Origin of the sequence: Bacillus thuringiensis (assembly GCF_001455345.1) — a bacterium.
Lineage (GTDB): Bacteria > Bacillota > Bacilli > Bacillales > Bacillaceae_G > Bacillus_A > Bacillus_A thuringiensis_N.
Map to the genome: position 1 here is coordinate 1,421,641 of NZ_CP013274.1, position 15,646 is coordinate 1,437,286.

Genomic DNA, 15,646 nt, shown 5'->3' on the forward strand with positions numbered 1-15,646 from the left:
AGTGTGAATTCCATGTGAACTCCTAGTGAAATTAAGACAAATTATTTGACTTCTTTTACTTTTTGTAAATTAAAGTAGAATACAACACTATTAGTCGTGTTATATACGCCGTATTCGGCATGGTGGAGATCTAAAATGTTTTTTACAATAGATAAACCGAGACCAGTACCACCAGTATGACGGCTACGAGATGCGTCTAAACGGTAGAAACGATCCCAAATTTTTTCAAGACTTTCTTCTGGAATAGGGTTTCCTGTGTTTTCGATTTCGACTTTTACTGTATCTTCCATTGCCATAACGGAGACTTGTATTTTTTCTCCATCTGGCGTATAGCGAATTGCATTGCTAAGTAAGTTCACAACCACTTGCTCAATACGACTACGATTCGCTTTCACAAATATAGAAGGGTCTACATCTATATTCACTTGTAAATGTTTTTCCTCCATGCTAAATAATAACTTTGTATAGACTTGTTGAATTAATTCACCGATTGAGAATGTCGTCATATCTAGTTTGTACGTACCTGATTCTAATTTTGCTAATTCTAACATTTCAACAATAAGTCTGTTCATGTTTTCTGTTTCTTCTAAAATAACATCTGTGTAATACGTCGTATCTTTACTAACACCATCTTTAATTCCTTCTGCAAAACTTCTAATTACACTAAGCGGTGTTTTTAATTCGTGTGATACACCAGAAATGAATTCTTTTCGCGTTTTCTCTAATTGACGTTCACGTTCAATATCTTGTTGTAATTTTGTGTTGGCAACATTTAACCGATCGATTCGATCTTTTAAGTTTACAGATAACGTATTAATACTACCGGAAAGCCCGCCAATTTCATCGTCTGCTGTCACAGGTAATTTCTCACTAAAATCAAAATTGGCCATTTTCTTTGTAACGCGATTAATTTTAATTAATGGTTTCACAATGATTTTTGAATAGTAGAAGGATAACAAAATAATTACGAGAAAAACGATGATTAAGGCATAGACATAATAATCCTTTAAAACAAGCATGGCTTCATTAACAGGTTGCAAAGATGCTATTGCAAAAGCATATTCTGTAATTTTTCCATCTTTCATAATAGGTTTTACAAAGATACTATTTTTTATATTCTCCCCGCCATCTATTATATAAGTGTTCAATTGATGTGAGTTAGCAGTACCATTTCTAATAATTTCTGCAAAATATTGAACGGCTCGTAATGTTTCAATATCATTTGCAAGACGAACCTCGGCTTTCGATGGAAGCTGTAACTTAGATACAATACCAGTGAATTCAATTTGAGTCACAGGTTTGTATCGGCTTGTAAGTCTATTTTTAGAAGGGTTGCCATTAATGGATGAAAAATCTGAATTGAAACGTTCGTTTTGCCATCGATTATAACTTGTTGTTAATTCTATTGGTGTTATTGTTTTCTCTCGTACCAAACCGACGACATTTATCATGTCATCTTTTTTCAATCCTAAGTTTTCGAATTTTTTATATTCTTCGGGCGTTAAAAGATTATTGAGCGGAATGGAATATGTTTCATTATTTTTAGGATTAGTGACATCAATGTAGTAATTATTGTCACTTTTAATAATGCCTTCAGAATTTAAAAATTGCATATCAGCATTGGTTTTATCATGAAATTCTTGTTTTAGTTTTCTAATTTCTTCATAACTTTTACCACTTTTTTCGTAAGTATCTACGAACTTCTCAAAAGCAGTTTGAACTGTTTTTACTTTTTTATTAATATAAAATTTCTCTAAAAATAGAGATTGTCCTAGGAAAAAGAGGAGGAATATGATTGTAAATAATGTTGATGTTAATAAAAATAGTTTAAAGACGATACTTCTGTTTTTCACTGCGTCACCTCTTGTGAGAAATACTGTAAATGATTACTTTATTATAACAAACGTTACAAAAAAGTAGAGGAGAAAATCTGTCTCTTCCGAAAGTAGTTTTTAATAAAAAGTCACATAAAAAGAACTCGACAGACGTATGACGAGTTCTTTAATGTATTATTGTTGAATTGCTGCATCTAAAGCGATTTCAATCATTTCGTTAAATGTAGTTTGACGTTCTTCTGATGTAGTTTCTTCACCAGTGAAGATATGATCGCTTACTGTTAATACAGATAACGCATTTACACCGTATTTCGCTGCTAATGTGTAAAGAGCAGTTGTTTCCATTTCCACTGCTAGTACACCGTAATCTCCAAGTTTTTTAACCATGTCCATGCTTTCACGGTAAAATACATCTGCTGTTAAAACGTTACCAACACGAACGTGTAAGCCTTTTTCAGTTCCAGCATCGTAAGCTTTCTTTAAAAGGTCGAAGTTTGCAGCTGGTGCAAAATCAAAACCAGGGAATGTTAAACGGTTCATATTAGAATCCGTACAAGCTGTCATTGGGATAATAACGTCACGTACTTTTACGTCTTTTTGAATGGCACCGCAAGTTCCAACGCGAATTAAATTTTTAACTCCGTAGCTTTGGATTAATTCGTTTACATAAATAGAAATAGAAGGAACCCCCATACCTGTACCTTGAACAGATACACGTTTTCCTTTATAAGTTCCAGTGAAACCTAACATACCACGCACGTTATTATAGCAAGTAACGTCCTCTAGAAATGTTTCAGCAATATATTTTGCACGTAATGGATCACCTGGTAATAGAATAGATTCAGCAATTTCGCCTTGTTTTGCTTCGATATGTACACTCATGAAAAAGTCCTCCTTATAATGTATTGATAGAAATCAATATCATTTGCATTATACACTACGAATCCTTTCAATTAAAATCTTTTTATTATTTGTAATATGTGCAAAGCAGGAGGATTTCATAAATCATAATCTAGAATATATATGTAAGAAGTTTTGTATAAACAGAGACAATAAAAATGGTAGGTGATGTTTTGAAAAATCTTGTCATTGGACTTGTTGCTTTACTATTTATTGTAGTAGGAGGATTTTACATAAAAAAGTATCAGGAAACTACAGAGACTGTAGGTGATGTTCAGGAAGTAAAATGGGATGTGTCAAATGGAAAAGGAAATGAGAAGGTAAATATTTCGTTTCAATTATTAAATAATAAAAATAACGAAGTTCGTGGTGTGAATGATCAAATTCGGGCAATTATTGTAGACGGACAATTAAAGCATGTACAACAAATGAAACCTACATTCGCAGGGAATGGATCATATAAGGTATCTTCTAAAATAGCGAAAGATGAAGGATATACAATATTTTTATATGAAGACAAAAATAAGTCTGTGCAATCATTTGCGAAGAAAGATTTTGGGAAAGAAATGGACGAGAAAAATAAGAAAAAAGTAAAATTTCCAATCGATAGTGTACTTACAAAAAAAATAGGGGAGTATGAAGTTTCTCTTTTATTTGGTGCATTGCATCCAAATGAACCAGTGACGTTAACATTTCAATTCCAAGCGAAAAAGGGTGAAAAATTGAAATTACATTCAGAAAGAGGAGAAGTAGAGGCGCTCTATATCGTGGACGAAACGAGAGAAAACTTTTTATACGCAATACCTGTTGATACAGATGAGCAATTACAATATCGTATTACATTTCCTAGTGAAGGAACGTATAAAATATGGGGGGATTTCTATATAAATGGTAAGAAATATGAAAAAGAATTTATTGTACAAGTTCAAAAAAGAAAAAACAGCTAAATCTTTAGCTGTTTTTTCTTTTTCCTATTAATTTTGTTACAGAGAGCATTGTAAGTGGTAAAGAATGATTCTTTCTAAATGCCAAATATTTACCGCTCCATGCTGGTTTATATTTTTCTTTAAAATGTCGTAACCCGCTGAAGCTATACGTATATCGAACATTATTAAAGATGGCAGCAGCAACCCGTTCAGACCAGAAAGATTGTGTCGATAAACCTACATTTGAAAGTGGTGCCATACCAATATTAAAGGAATGATATTCATTTTCTTTGGCCCACTGGAATAGGTGGATGAAAATTGCATCCATAATGCCGCTAGGTGCATCTGGATAATATCGCATTAAATCAACAGATAATGATCCGTCTTGATATACGGGCATAAAGGTTGTGAATGCGATGATTTTTCCATCCACATCAGATAATGTAGCGATAGGTGCTCGGCTAATATATTCACGATCAAAGTATCCGAGTGAAAAACCTTTCTCTTTTTTACCACCGAGCCACGCATCTGAAACTTTTTTTAATTCTTCATATAGTTCGTCTGAGAACGGTGGCTGGTGAATAGAGAATGTATAGCCTTCTCTTTCAAAACGGTTGAAAGTAGCCCGCATACCGGCACGTTTTTTTCCTGTTATTGTAAATGTATTCAAATCAACGACAGCTTCTTCACCAAGCTTAAAGAAGTTATAACCAAAATCATGATATAAACTCATCCATTTACTTTCGATTTGGTAGAATACACAAATGTACCCAAATCGATCAGCCTCAGCTAAAAACTCTTGTAACACAGTACGGTAGGAGGAAGAATCACCAATTGGATCACCTAGTACAATAAGACGCTTTCCAGTTATAGAGAAGAGAAGGAGTGCTTTCCCATCACTACTGAAGAAGAATTGTTTATCACCTAAAAATCCTAAATGACTAAGTACATTTCCGTTATGTTCAGCTAAAAAGTTTTGTAACCTTTTGTCATTAGCTGGTTGCCCGGGAAATTCATTTCGATAACGATTGGCAATGAGTGAGCCAATCAGTAAAAAGGTAGGAACGAAAAAGGCAGCTGCTAATGCACTTCGTTTCACTTGTGTAATATTACGAACAACAAAATCAGGTTTAAAAGCTTCTTTTGCACCTGCAAATAAAATACCTAAGTTTTTATATAAATATAACGTTACAAGTAAGAATATAAAAACTTTTACCATATCAGAAAGTGAGACTTCCATTTTCTCGCGCACAAATCTTTTTCGAAGCATATATAATACCGCGAGTACGATTAATAAAATAAACGTTTCTTCAATATCAATTCCTTTTAGTGTATTAAAGATAGCCGCTCCAATTAAAGAAACAATCGTCATATAATAAGAGCGTTTTGTTCCATAATATATCCCACGTGAAAGGATTAGGAGGAGAATACCGAATGTTAGTGATAAGCTAAAAGAAAATTGAATAAGATGTTTTGGAGCTAGAATATGTAAGGCGTGTGCTCTGTTTATACTTGTCGGTAGAATGGTCGATAAAATAACCATTAGTCCAGCAAATACTGTTAAAGCAGCAGATGCCCATGAACCAAGCTTTCCTAGAAAATCACGCTGCAAAGTCCATATAACACCAGTTGTTTCTAATGCAGGCGCAATAAAAGGTTTATCTTCAAACTTTTTAATGGCCACACCTGTCATTTCAAAAGCTGCAAAAATAAGGCCAAGGCAGAAAGGTAAAATGTAATAGACGAGGCGATATAATAACATAGCAGGTAGTAATACACCTGTATCAATGCCGTACTGTCCGAGTCCAGTTAAAAAGACAAGATCAAATGAACCAAGTCCACCAGGTACAAGACTAACAACGCCAGCTAAAGCAGCAATTACATACACACCTAAAAACTTTTGAAATTCGATGTCGATACCAAATAATATTAATATGACGTACATAACAATACCAGCAGATACCCACTCAACTAATGAAACTAGTGAGTATAAAACAGTTGGGTTTTTCTCTTCTCCTTCTTCTTCTTGTCCTTCAGTTTGCTTTGTTTTTCTATTTTTTAGTTTAGAAAAGCCAATATATATAGGGACGAAAAGAGCGAAAAAGATAAGAACAGGCCATAGCCACGGTTTTTCATGCAAAATAAAACTTGTGTCTAATATTCCAATCAGGCCGAGGAATGAAAGAATGGCTAATCCGTTAATAAAAGCAGTTGTCATCCAGGCGATACTTTTAATAAGTTTGCCATTTTCTTTTATGTATGGACGATAAAGCATTGTGCGTACACCAGCTCCAACGAGACCACCAAATCCGATAAAGCCATTTAAAGTATTAGCAATCCATGAGATGCGGAAAATCTTTTGGACTGGTATATCAGCTTTTAAATAACGAAGCATAACATAGTCATAAAAGAACATGGTTGATACGGCAAATGCGCCAAGTGTAATTGCTAAAAATACTCCTCCGGTTGGAATGTTTTTAATTGTATTGATTGCTTCTAAAAAAGAAATGCCTGCTAATTCTTTTTTTGCTTGAAAGAATACAATTGTTAATACAACAAATGGGAAGATAATTTTCCCGATTTGTAAGAAACGTTTCCATGAAAACGACATAAATACAACTCTCCTTGTATAAGAAAACTGAGACAATAATATTATTATGACAAACTTCAAGAAAAATAAAAAGGTAAATTCCTGTATAGGGAAGCTATTTTTTATATGGGTTATATTTAAAAGAGTATTTCGTTTGTCAGAAAATTAAGTTAAAATGAATTGAAAGAAGGAAGTGAGGGGAAGTAGATGATTATAATAGGTTATGCGGGATATGAGTTAGAGAAAGCAAAACCTAATACATCAGAAGATTTCTTTAATAGATCTGAAGTGACATATATATTAAATAATAAAGAGAGAACTTTTTCCGTTTTATACGTTCGATATTTTGAAGAAGTTTTACAAGAAATTACTCCTTTTGAAGGAAATCCAGTATGTAAAGTAGAAGAACAAGACATATATTTACGGGATATTGTAGCGATATGTTGTTTACTGAAAGAGAATGAGCATCGCATGCAAAAACGTTTATATTTAAATAATATAGAAGCGTTCCAACAATATTTTGATGAGGGAACAGTGGTGAAAGTACAAGAAATATTGGCTGAATTACATAAAAATAAAAGAGTAGAAATAGCGTGAAATGGCAAAGGAGAGGGAAAAAATGTCTAATCTGATGGTTGAAAATCAAACAGAACAAGTTTCTATATTTTTAGAAGATGTTATTACTTTGATAACCAATTATGTAAATTATCATACGTTGCCTTCTTTATTAGAAGAGACACCGACAGGGAACGAGCAATATTATAAAGGGTTATTAGCATCAATAAGGCGTCTTCTCGTTTTTTGTGAAGAAGGACATGATGCATGTTTTGTTTTGTTGAATAGCCAGCCATTTCGAAAAACAGCAGCTGAAAAAATTTTATATAAAATTTATCATCAAGTAATTGCAGAGTTTTTTTCACCAAAGAGTGATCATTGGTATGAAAATAGTCGCTCTGCCTATACAGGGAAAAATTCCATCGTGTTTCAACAAACGCCACCTGTATCTATAGAGCAAGTAATGAAGAATTTAGAAGGTAAATTTCAATTGATGCGTGAAGAACTAGAATATTATGAGACGGATTACCAAACAAAGATGTTACACAAATATTAATTGCGAAAAAGAAGCTAAGGGGACTTAGCTTCTTTTCCTTTTGTACAGTTATATAAGGGATTTCCTTTGAATATATTTAAGGGGATAGCATTAAGGAGGTGTAACATGAGTCAACAAGGTGTATTTACAGATTACTTTCATGAAGTAGAAAGCTGGTGTGAAAGTGTTCTTCACGTATTAGATAGCCGTGCGATGGAAGTGTATGATGTCCATATGCTTGCTTATAAAATTCAAACGTTATTAGACCGTATGAAAGAGCATGAGTATGATACAGATGCAGAGTTTATGTATGAAATAAGTGATGATGTAGAACATATTCAGCATCATTTGCAGGAAGTATTTGTACAGGGAGAAGAGGAATATGAATTATATGAAAGAGGGGATAGTGAACGAGCTGTTCCAATTGGAGGGCATACACTCCCACCATTACCATATCCGTATAATGCGTTAGAACCGTATATATCTAGAGAAATTATGATGTTACACCATGATAAACATCATCGCAGTTACGTGGAAGGATTAAATAAGGCAGAGAAGATGATGGAAGAAGCGAGAAAAACAAATCAATTTGATTTAATTAAGCATTGGGAAAGAGAAGCGGCCTTTCATGGATCAGGTCATTACTTACACACGATATTTTGGAATAACATGAAAAAAGGTGGCGGCGGAAGTCCAAGAGGGGCTCTTTCACACCGGATTGAACAAGATTTTGGAAGTTTCTTGCGCTTTCAAAAACATTTCACAGAAGCAGCCTCTAAAGTGGAAGGTTCAGGATGGGCGATTCTCGTTTGGGTGCCACGATCGGGAAGATTAGAAATTTTGCAGAGTACACTTCATCAATTATTTACACAATGGGATACGATACCGCTCCTTGTACTAGACGTGTGGGAACATGCGTATTATTTACAATACCAAAATCGTAAAGATGAATATATAAAAAACTGGTGGCATGTTGTAAATTGGCCTGATGTAGAAAAAAGATTTGAAAGTGCAAAACAAATTGAATGGACACCGTATTAGACGCATATTGTATGCGTCTTTTTTATCCCGTAAACGCCCGAATATTGAGGGCTATTAATTAGTGGAGGATGGACAAAGCCCTAACTAATTAAAGTTTTGCTTTATTGAGAAGAGAAGGAGATTTCGTTCATATTTTAAAAGGCCAAGCATACACTTGTACAAAAAGTGCCAAAAGGACGTGGGGGGAAATATGAGACGAATTTGTGTAATCATTACGCTTCTTATTATGTATGCAAGCGTTATGCCAATTCCTACATATGCAAAGATGAACAGCAATGTCAGTGCTCGTAATGCTGTATTAATGGAGCAACATTCTGGACGTGTATTATACGGAAAAGCAGAACATGAGCCGCAAAAAATTGCTAGTATAACAAAAATTATGACTGCCTTGTTAGCTGCTGAATCAGGAAAAATGAAAGAAATGGTCCCGGTTAGCAATGAAGCAGTGAGAGTAGAAGGATCAGCAATTTATTTGAAGCCTGGACAGAAAGTAAAGTTAGAGGATTTAGTATACGGACTCATGCTTAGATCTGGTAATGATGCAGCACAAGTAATTGCTGAAAATGTAGGAGGGAGTATAGAAGGGTTTGTATATTTAATGAATGAAAAGGCGAAACAAATTGGAATGAAAGATACTCACTTTTCAAACCCACATGGTTTGGATGGAGATGGATCCCATTATTCATCGGCCTATGATATGGCACTTTTAACGAAGTATGCAATGAGGAACGAAACCTTTAAGAAGATTTTTGGGACAAAAACGTATAAATCAGATTCGTGGGATTATCCGTGGAAAAACAAACATAAACTTGTGACGTCTTATTATGAATTTGCAACAGGAGGAAAAACAGGCTTTACGAAGAAAGCAGGACGGACGCTTGTTACAACAGCATCAAAAGATGGACTAGATCTAATTGTTGTAACTTTGAGCGCTTCTAGCGATTGGGATGATCATATGAATTTATTTGATAAAGGTTTTAAACGTTTCAAGCAAACGAACGTTGTAGGACAAGGAGCGCTTGCTGAAATAACTGAAAAGAAATATGCCAATCATGTTTATACGAAAAATAGTTTTGCGGTGCCATTAACTGAGCAAGAAAGAAAGGATGTCGTAGTAAAAGTTGAACTCGATAAAAGTGCAAAACTTAAAGATGGCGTAAAGGTTGGGAAGACAGAAATTTATGTTGGCAATGAGAAAGTTGGAGAACGGAATTTATTTTATAGTAAACGAAAATTAGTAGCTACAACGGGAATGTACTGGAATAATGTGAAAGAAATCTTTTCTCATATGATAGGTGTTGGGAGCGATGGTTAATCTCGTATGGGTAGCGATGGCAGTCATAGGGATCGTATATGCCATGATAAATGGAACGATGGAAGCAATAAATAAAGCTGTATTTGATGGAGCAAAAGACGCAGTAACAATTTGTATAGGACTCATTAGTGTTTTAGTATTTTGGCTCGGTTTAATGAAAATTGCAGAAGAAGCAGGATTGTTAAGGAAGTTAGTGTCACTTTTTATGCCGATAGTCAAAAAGTTGTTTCCAGAAATACCGAAAGATCATCCGTCAATGGGATTTATTTTATCGAATATGATGGCAAACTTTTTTGGATTAGGTAATGCAGCAACGCCGCTTGGTATTAAAGCGATGGAACAACTGAAAGAGTTAAATGGAGGAAAAGATTCGGCGAGCCGTTCAATGGTGACGTTTCTCGCGTTAAATACATCAGCTATTACTTTAATTCCTACGACTGTCATCTCGATTCGAATGACTTACGAATCAGCGAATCCTACTGAAATTGTTGGGGTAACATTCATTGCACAAGTGCTTTCTATGATTGGAGCAATTTGGATTGACCGCTATTTTTACCGAAGAAGGAGTAGGAAGGGGCGGAAAAAATGAGTATTGTAAATACGATATCACTATGGGTAATTCCTTGTGTAATTGGTTTTATCCTTCTATATGGCACGATAAAGAAGGTTCCGACCTATGAATCTTTCGTTGAGGGAGGAAAGGAAGGGATTCAAATTGCGATCTCTATTTTACCGTTTATGGTTGGAATGCTCGTATCTATTTCCATATTTCGAGCTTCAGGTGCATTAGATGCAATGATATCAGTAATGAAGCCGATGTTAGATTTAATTCATGTTCCAGCAGAAATTGTTCCACTAGCACTTATACGCCCTATTTCAGGCTCTGCTGGTTTAAGTATAACGACCGATTTAATTGCCACATATGGGCCAGACTCGTTTATTGGAAGATTGGCTTCTACGATGCAAGGGAGTACAGATACGACTTTTTATATTTTAACAGTATACTTCGGAGCTGTTGGAATTAGAAAAATGGGAGATGCATTAAAAGTAGGACTTTTTGCCGATTTGATCGGAATTATTTGTTCAATTGTGTTTGTTTCTTTAATGTTTAAGTAATACTATTCATTTTTTATGCTATTTCGCTTATAATATGTATACGACCACTATTAAGGTGCTGCTTAATAGTGGTTTTTTTATGTGGTATTTTTGACAAAATGATGAACTTTTATTGTGAGCAATATGAAAAAATGGACAATAATAAAAGGTAAAAACATGATTTGACCTTTATATGTTTATTATCATCGCTATGTTGTTTAAGTAAGATGAAGCGAACAGCCGTCAAGCGTATGCGGTTGCCAAGTCTTTCTAATGTAAGGTAAGATAAATTCGAGGTGAAAAAAAGAAATGGAACGATTACAAAAAGTGATTGCACAAGCAGGTATTGCATCGAGAAGAAAGGCTGAGGAATTAATCCAGCAAGGAAAAGTGAAAGTTAATGGAAAAATAGTGAAGGAGTTAGGAACGAAAGTAACTCCTCAAGATAAAGTAGAAGTAAATAACATCCCTCTTGAAAAAGAAGAACCTGTTTATTTTTTACTATATAAACCAACTGGCGTAATTTCAAGTGTATCAGATGATAAAGGCAGAAATGTTGTAACAGACTTTTTCCCAGAGATTACACAACGTTTATTCCCAATCGGACGCTTAGATTATGATACGTCTGGCGTATTATTAATGACAAACGATGGGGACTTCGCAAACGTATTAATGCACCCTAGATATAAAGTTGAAAAAACATATGTTGCAAAAATAAAAGGTCCTCTAACAGGTGAGAAAATCCGCATGTTAGAACGTGGTGTGACGTTAGAAGACGGGAAAACAGCACCAGCGCGTGTGAAGATTATTTCTTGGGACAAGCGTAAAGAAATGGCGATTGTACAATTAACAATTCATGAAGGACGTAACCGTCAAGTACGTCGTATGTTTGAAGCGTTGGATTGTAAAGTAGTGAAACTAAAGCGTGAACGCTATGCTTTCTTAGAAGTAGGAAGTCTGCGACCTGGTGATGCAAGAGAATTGACACCACATGAGGTGAAACAATTACGTGCATTGGCTTCTACAAAGCCTCGCTAATCGATATTGTGAAACTTTCACCAGTGGAATGCTCCGCTGGTGATTTATTAAAAAATACATATATTCATCACTCGTCGAAGAGAGGGGAGACAATATGAAAAAAAATCGCTTATTATTTCGCGTTATTATTCTACTCATTTTATGTGGTGCTGTAGGATTTACACTTTATCAAGGATTCTTTGCTGATAAAGAGAAAATGCAAATTGGAAAAGAAGCACCTAACTTTGTTGTGACAGATTTAGAAGGAAAGAAAATTGAATTAAAAGATTTAAAGGGAAAAGGTGTATTTTTAAACTTTTGGGGCACTTGGTGTAAACCTTGTGAGAAAGAAATGCCTTATATGAATGAACTATATCCAAAGTATAAAGAAAAAGGCGTTGAAATTATTGCGTTAGATGCAGATGAAACAGAAATTGCTGTTAAGAACTTTGTGAAACAATATGATTTGAAATTCCCAGTTGCTATTGATAAAGGAACAAAAATCATAGGGACATATGGAGTAGGACCGTTACCGACAAGCTTTTTGATTGATAAAGATGGAAACGTAGTGGAGCAAATTATAGGTGAACAAACGAAAGAACAGCTAGAAGGTTATTTAAAGAAAATTACGCCGTAATAAAGAAAGCCTTTACATAGGAGGTGCTTACCTATAGTGCCTCTGGTTTAAAAATTCTGAGTATTGCGGTAACTTAAGCTTAGAATATACAATAGTACATATAGATACAGGGCGGTGAGAGTGTTGAAAGAAATTAAGTGTGAATGTGGACATGTGAATCCGATAGGAACTGTTTTTTGTGAAGCTTGCGGGAAACCATTTGAAAGTAATGAAAATATAAAACTATTGGATATGCGCTATGAGGGGAGTGCTCGTAGATCTCTCACGCAAACAAAAACGATAGTCGATAAAATTTGGAGCTTTTTCTCTTCTGTAAAAGTAGGTGTATGGCTCATTGTAATCACTTTAGCTGCATCGGCGATTGGAACTATTTTTCCGCAAGAAATGTACATAACTCCAGGGATTGCACCAGCTGAATATTATAAACAAGAATACGGATTTTTAGGACAATTATACTATCAGTTAGGATTTAATAATTTATACGGTTCATGGTGGTATATGATGTTAATTGCTTCAATTGGTATTTCGCTTGTGATATGTAGCTTAGATCGTGTTATTCCGCTTTATAAAGCTTTAAAAAAACAAGGGGTGAAAAGACATCCTAGCTTTTTAAAGAGACAAAGATTATACGGCACTGGTACACCGCAAGCTGGTGATTTGGAAAGAATCCAAATGAATTTAAAGAAAACGAACTATAATGTGAAAGTGGAAGACGGAAACGTTTTAGCAGAAAAGGGACGTTTCTCGCGTTGGGGTCCATATGTGAATCATATCGGTCTTATTATCTTTTTATTCGGTGCAATGCTTCGTTTTTTACCGAGTATGTACGTAGACGAAGCGCTTTGGTTACGTGATGGTGAAACGAAAGAAATACCAGGGACGGATGGGCAATACTATTTGAAAAATGAGAAGTTTATAAAGGAAGTTTATGATAAAAGTAAGGACAAGGAAGTTTATGATGAAGCAATTGACCGTGTAGGTGATAAAATGATTGCGAAAAACTTCCAAACGAATGCTGTATTATATAAAGCGATCGGCGAAAATATAGCAGGACAAAAACCGAAATTGGAAAAGGTAAAAGAAGCGGAAATTCGAGTGAATGAACCGCTGAAATTTGATCAATTTGCTATTTATCAAGTGGATTATAAAGAAAGTGAATTTAAAAGCATGTCCTTCCATTTGCAAAATAAAGAAAATAATCAAAAGTGGGGACCAATTAAAGTTGATTTAACGAATCCTACAGAAAAATATGATTTAGGAAATGGTTATTCTCTAGAACTATTAAGCTATTTCCCTGATTTTTATTTTGATGAGAATGGAAGACCGAACACAAAAACGAAATTACCAAATAATCCTGCATTCGTCTTTAAAATGTTTACGCCTGAAACACCAGATGGTGAAGTGAGTTTTGTTGGTATTCAGCAAAATATAGAACCTGATGGGAACAATAAGTATAAAATGTCATTCGCAGGTGTTGAAATGCAAAATGCAACAGCACTTACTGTAAGGAAAGATTTAACGCTTTGGATTCTCGGTATTGGAGGATTTATATTTATGGTTGGTGTCATTCAAGGAATGTATTGGAATCATCGCCGTATTTGGATACAACGCGTTAATGATGAATGGTGGATTGCAGGACATACGAATAAAAATTGGTTCGGTTTAAAGAAAGATATTGAAAGAGTACTAGAAGGTACAGCAATTCCGCAACCAAACGATAAAGTAATCGATAAAAAAATTAGTTAAGGTGGGGAAACGATATGGTGCAAATAAGTAGTAACTTTCTCTTTACCGCATTTATTTTATATTTAATTGCAACTCTATTTTTCGGGGGAGCAATTAAAGAAAAGGGTCATAAATGGGCAAATGTAGGAATAACGATTACAATTTTAGGATTTATTGCACAAACAGTATATTTTATTACAAGATGGATTGCATCAGGACATGCACCAGTTAGTAACTTTTTTGAATTCGGTACGTTTTTCGGCATGATGCTAGTCGGAGCATTTATTGTCATGTATTTTATGTACCGCGTAAGTATAATTGGACTCTTTGCATTACCAGTTGCGCTTTTATTAATTGCCTACGCGAGTATGTTTCCGAGGGAAATATCGCCGCTTATTCCATCTTTGAAAAGTAATTGGTTACATATTCACGTGACGACTGCAGCAGCAGGACAAGCGATCTTAGCGATTAGTTTTATAACGGGCGTTATGTATTTATTGAAAAATGTAGATCAATCAACGAGAAGCAAACGTACATTTTGGTTAGAAACTGTGGTATTCACACTTGTTTGTACAGTTGGATTTATTGGAGTAACAACGGTATTTTCTAGTATGAAATATGAAGCGAAGTTTCAATGGATTGATAAAAATGAACAACAAGTGGAGATGAAGTACAATCTTCCGGCTTTAGTGGGACCGCATGAAGGGAAGTTATTGACAGAAAATAAATTAGAACCGACAGTTGAAGTTCCGGCGATTGTAAATGCCAAAAAATTAAATACTGTAATTTGGTCAGTGTTAGTTGGAACATTACTTTATATTGTATTAAGACTTATTTTAAGGAAACGAGTATCAGCAGCACTTCAGCCACTAGTGAAAAATACGAATAGTGATTTACTAGATGAAATCGGATATCGCTCTATTGCAATTGGATTCCCAGTTTTCACATTAGGTGCATTAATTTTTGCGATGATTTGGGCTCAAATAGCGTGGACACGTTTTTGGGGATGGGATCCGAAAGAAGTTTGGGCACTTATTACTTGGCTCTTTTATGCTGCGGTATTACATTTACGCTTATCAAAAGGGTGGCATGGAGAGAAGTCAGCTTGGTTAGCGGTAATTGGTTTTGCAATCATTATGTTCAACTTTATTGTAGTAAACTTAATTATCGCGGGTTTACATTCATACGCATAGAGAAATAAAATAGGAGAGTGAATGTCACTTTCCTATTTTATTTTTGTCAACTTTTCTTCTTTTTTGAGAAAAACATGACAAAGTAGCGGTTGATTTTGTAAAATGATGTCGAGGACATTATATACCGTTCAAAAAAAATACATAGTTTTGGAAAAAAATTGAACAAACTTTATTATTCTTGTGAAGCATAATATGGGAAGTGAAACATTTAGAAGATTGCTTAAATAAACGAGAATAGCGCAACATAATAGTGTAGAAGGGTAGGTGTGAACCGTTGTGGTA

The 15,646-nt window shown here is 34.8% G+C and carries 14 protein-coding genes; 11 read left to right on the forward strand and 3 right to left on the reverse strand.

Annotation, left to right across the window (positions count from 1 at the left end; all coding sequences use genetic code 11):
* Positions 1 to 41: 41 nt before the first annotated feature.
* Together ATN06_RS07620 and deoD are read right to left on the reverse strand one after the other, a co-directional pair.
* Positions 42 to 1,853, reverse strand: a complete 1,812-nt coding sequence (locus ATN06_RS07620) for a sensor histidine kinase (RefSeq protein ID WP_060630145.1) — start codon at positions 1,851 to 1,853, stop codon at positions 42 to 44.
* Between the two features lie 156 nt (positions 1,854 to 2,009).
* Positions 2,010 to 2,717, reverse strand: a complete 708-nt coding sequence (gene deoD / locus ATN06_RS07625) for a purine-nucleoside phosphorylase (protein ID WP_060630146.1) — start codon at positions 2,715 to 2,717, stop codon at positions 2,010 to 2,012.
* A gap of 176 nt (positions 2,718 to 2,893) precedes the next feature.
* Between deoD and ATN06_RS07630 the strand changes: the two genes are divergently transcribed.
* Entirely contained in the window at positions 2,894 to 3,682 is a 789-nt protein-coding gene (locus ATN06_RS07630; RefSeq protein ID WP_060630147.1) for a hypothetical protein, read from the forward strand.
* A gap of 4 nt (positions 3,683 to 3,686) precedes the next feature.
* Here the strand turns inward: ATN06_RS07630 and mprF are convergent, their stop codons facing one another.
* Complete coding sequence (mprF, locus tag ATN06_RS07635) at positions 3,687 to 6,272, reverse strand: bifunctional lysylphosphatidylglycerol flippase/synthetase MprF (RefSeq protein ID WP_060630148.1); 2,586 nt, start codon at positions 6,270 to 6,272, stop codon at positions 3,687 to 3,689.
* A 186-nt stretch (positions 6,273 to 6,458) separates the two neighbouring features.
* Here mprF and ATN06_RS07640 point away from each other — a divergent pair, with 186 nt between their 5' ends.
* The 10 genes from ATN06_RS07640 (at position 6,459) to resC (ending at position 15,364) form a co-directional block, all read left to right on the forward strand.
* A complete protein-coding gene (locus ATN06_RS07640; protein ID WP_000583792.1) occupies positions 6,459 to 6,848 on the forward strand; it encodes a hypothetical protein in 390 nt (129 codons plus the stop codon).
* Positions 6,849 to 6,870: 22 nt separating this feature from the next.
* A complete protein-coding gene (locus ATN06_RS07645) occupies positions 6,871 to 7,362 on the forward strand; it encodes a YpuI family protein (protein WP_060630149.1) in 492 nt (163 codons plus the stop codon).
* A 105-nt stretch (positions 7,363 to 7,467) separates the two neighbouring features.
* Positions 7,468 to 8,382, forward strand: coding sequence for a superoxide dismutase (locus tag ATN06_RS07650; protein WP_060630150.1), 915 nt, complete (start codon positions 7,468 to 7,470; stop codon positions 8,380 to 8,382).
* A gap of 190 nt (positions 8,383 to 8,572) precedes the next feature.
* A complete protein-coding gene (gene dacB / locus ATN06_RS07655) occupies positions 8,573 to 9,697 on the forward strand; it encodes a D-alanyl-D-alanine carboxypeptidase DacB (RefSeq protein WP_060630151.1) in 1,125 nt (374 codons plus the stop codon).
* Entirely contained in the window at positions 9,690 to 10,286 is a 597-nt protein-coding gene (gene spmA, locus ATN06_RS07660; RefSeq protein ID WP_060630152.1) for a spore maturation protein SpmA, read from the forward strand. Before dacB ends, spmA begins: the two co-directional genes overlap by 8 nt.
* A complete protein-coding gene (gene spmB / locus ATN06_RS07665) occupies positions 10,283 to 10,813 on the forward strand; it encodes a spore maturation protein SpmB (protein WP_000029511.1) in 531 nt (176 codons plus the stop codon). The genes spmA and spmB overlap by 4 nt, the downstream gene beginning before the upstream one ends.
* 288 nt (positions 10,814 to 11,101) lie before the next feature.
* Positions 11,102 to 11,830 carry a 23S rRNA pseudouridine(2605) synthase RluB gene (gene rluB, locus ATN06_RS07670; RefSeq protein WP_060630153.1) on the forward strand — a complete coding sequence of 243 codons (729 nt, stop codon included), beginning with the start codon at positions 11,102 to 11,104 and terminating at the stop codon, positions 11,828 to 11,830.
* Positions 11,831 to 11,924: 94 nt separating this feature from the next.
* On the forward strand, positions 11,925 to 12,446 hold the full coding sequence (gene resA / locus ATN06_RS07675) for a thiol-disulfide oxidoreductase ResA (RefSeq protein WP_060630154.1): 522 nt from the start codon (positions 11,925 to 11,927) through the stop codon (positions 12,444 to 12,446).
* 120 nt (positions 12,447 to 12,566) lie between these two features.
* A complete protein-coding gene (gene resB, locus ATN06_RS07680) occupies positions 12,567 to 14,192 on the forward strand; it encodes a cytochrome c biogenesis protein ResB (protein ID WP_060630155.1) in 1,626 nt (541 codons plus the stop codon).
* Positions 14,193 to 14,206: 14 nt separating this feature from the next.
* Positions 14,207 to 15,364 (forward strand): cytochrome c biogenesis protein ResC, encoded by a 1,158-nt coding sequence (gene resC / locus ATN06_RS07685; RefSeq protein WP_060630156.1) that lies wholly within the window; start codon positions 14,207 to 14,209, stop codon positions 15,362 to 15,364.
* Positions 15,365 to 15,646: the final 282 nt, after the last annotated feature.

What these genes read in the sequence shown, in the direction of transcription:
- ATN06_RS07640 (WP_000583792.1), top strand. Translation starts at nt 6,459, where the DNA reads ATGATTATAATAGGTTATGCGGGATATGAGTTAGAGAAAGCAAAACCT.
- dacB (WP_060630151.1), top strand. Translation starts at nt 8,573, where the DNA reads ATGAGACGAATTTGTGTAATCATTACGCTTCTTATTATGTATGCAAGC.
- ATN06_RS07630 (WP_060630147.1), top strand. Translation starts at nt 2,894, where the DNA reads ATGGTAGGTGATGTTTTGAAAAATCTTGTCATTGGACTTGTTGCTTTA.
- spmA (WP_060630152.1), top strand. Translation starts at nt 9,690, where the DNA reads ATGGTTAATCTCGTATGGGTAGCGATGGCAGTCATAGGGATCGTATAT.
- resC (WP_060630156.1), top strand. Translation starts at nt 14,207, where the DNA reads ATGGTGCAAATAAGTAGTAACTTTCTCTTTACCGCATTTATTTTATAT.
- deoD (WP_060630146.1), bottom strand. Translation starts at nt 2,717, where the DNA reads ATGAGTGTACATATCGAAGCAAAACAAGGCGAAATTGCTGAATCTATT.
- resA (WP_060630154.1), top strand. Translation starts at nt 11,925, where the DNA reads ATGAAAAAAAATCGCTTATTATTTCGCGTTATTATTCTACTCATTTTA.
- rluB (WP_060630153.1), top strand. Translation starts at nt 11,102, where the DNA reads ATGGAACGATTACAAAAAGTGATTGCACAAGCAGGTATTGCATCGAGA.
- mprF (WP_060630148.1), bottom strand. Translation starts at nt 6,272, where the DNA reads ATGTCGTTTTCATGGAAACGTTTCTTACAAATCGGGAAAATTATCTTC.
- spmB (WP_000029511.1), top strand. Translation starts at nt 10,283, where the DNA reads ATGAGTATTGTAAATACGATATCACTATGGGTAATTCCTTGTGTAATT.
- ATN06_RS07650 (WP_060630150.1), top strand. Translation starts at nt 7,468, where the DNA reads ATGAGTCAACAAGGTGTATTTACAGATTACTTTCATGAAGTAGAAAGC.
- ATN06_RS07645 (WP_060630149.1), top strand. Translation starts at nt 6,871, where the DNA reads ATGTCTAATCTGATGGTTGAAAATCAAACAGAACAAGTTTCTATATTT.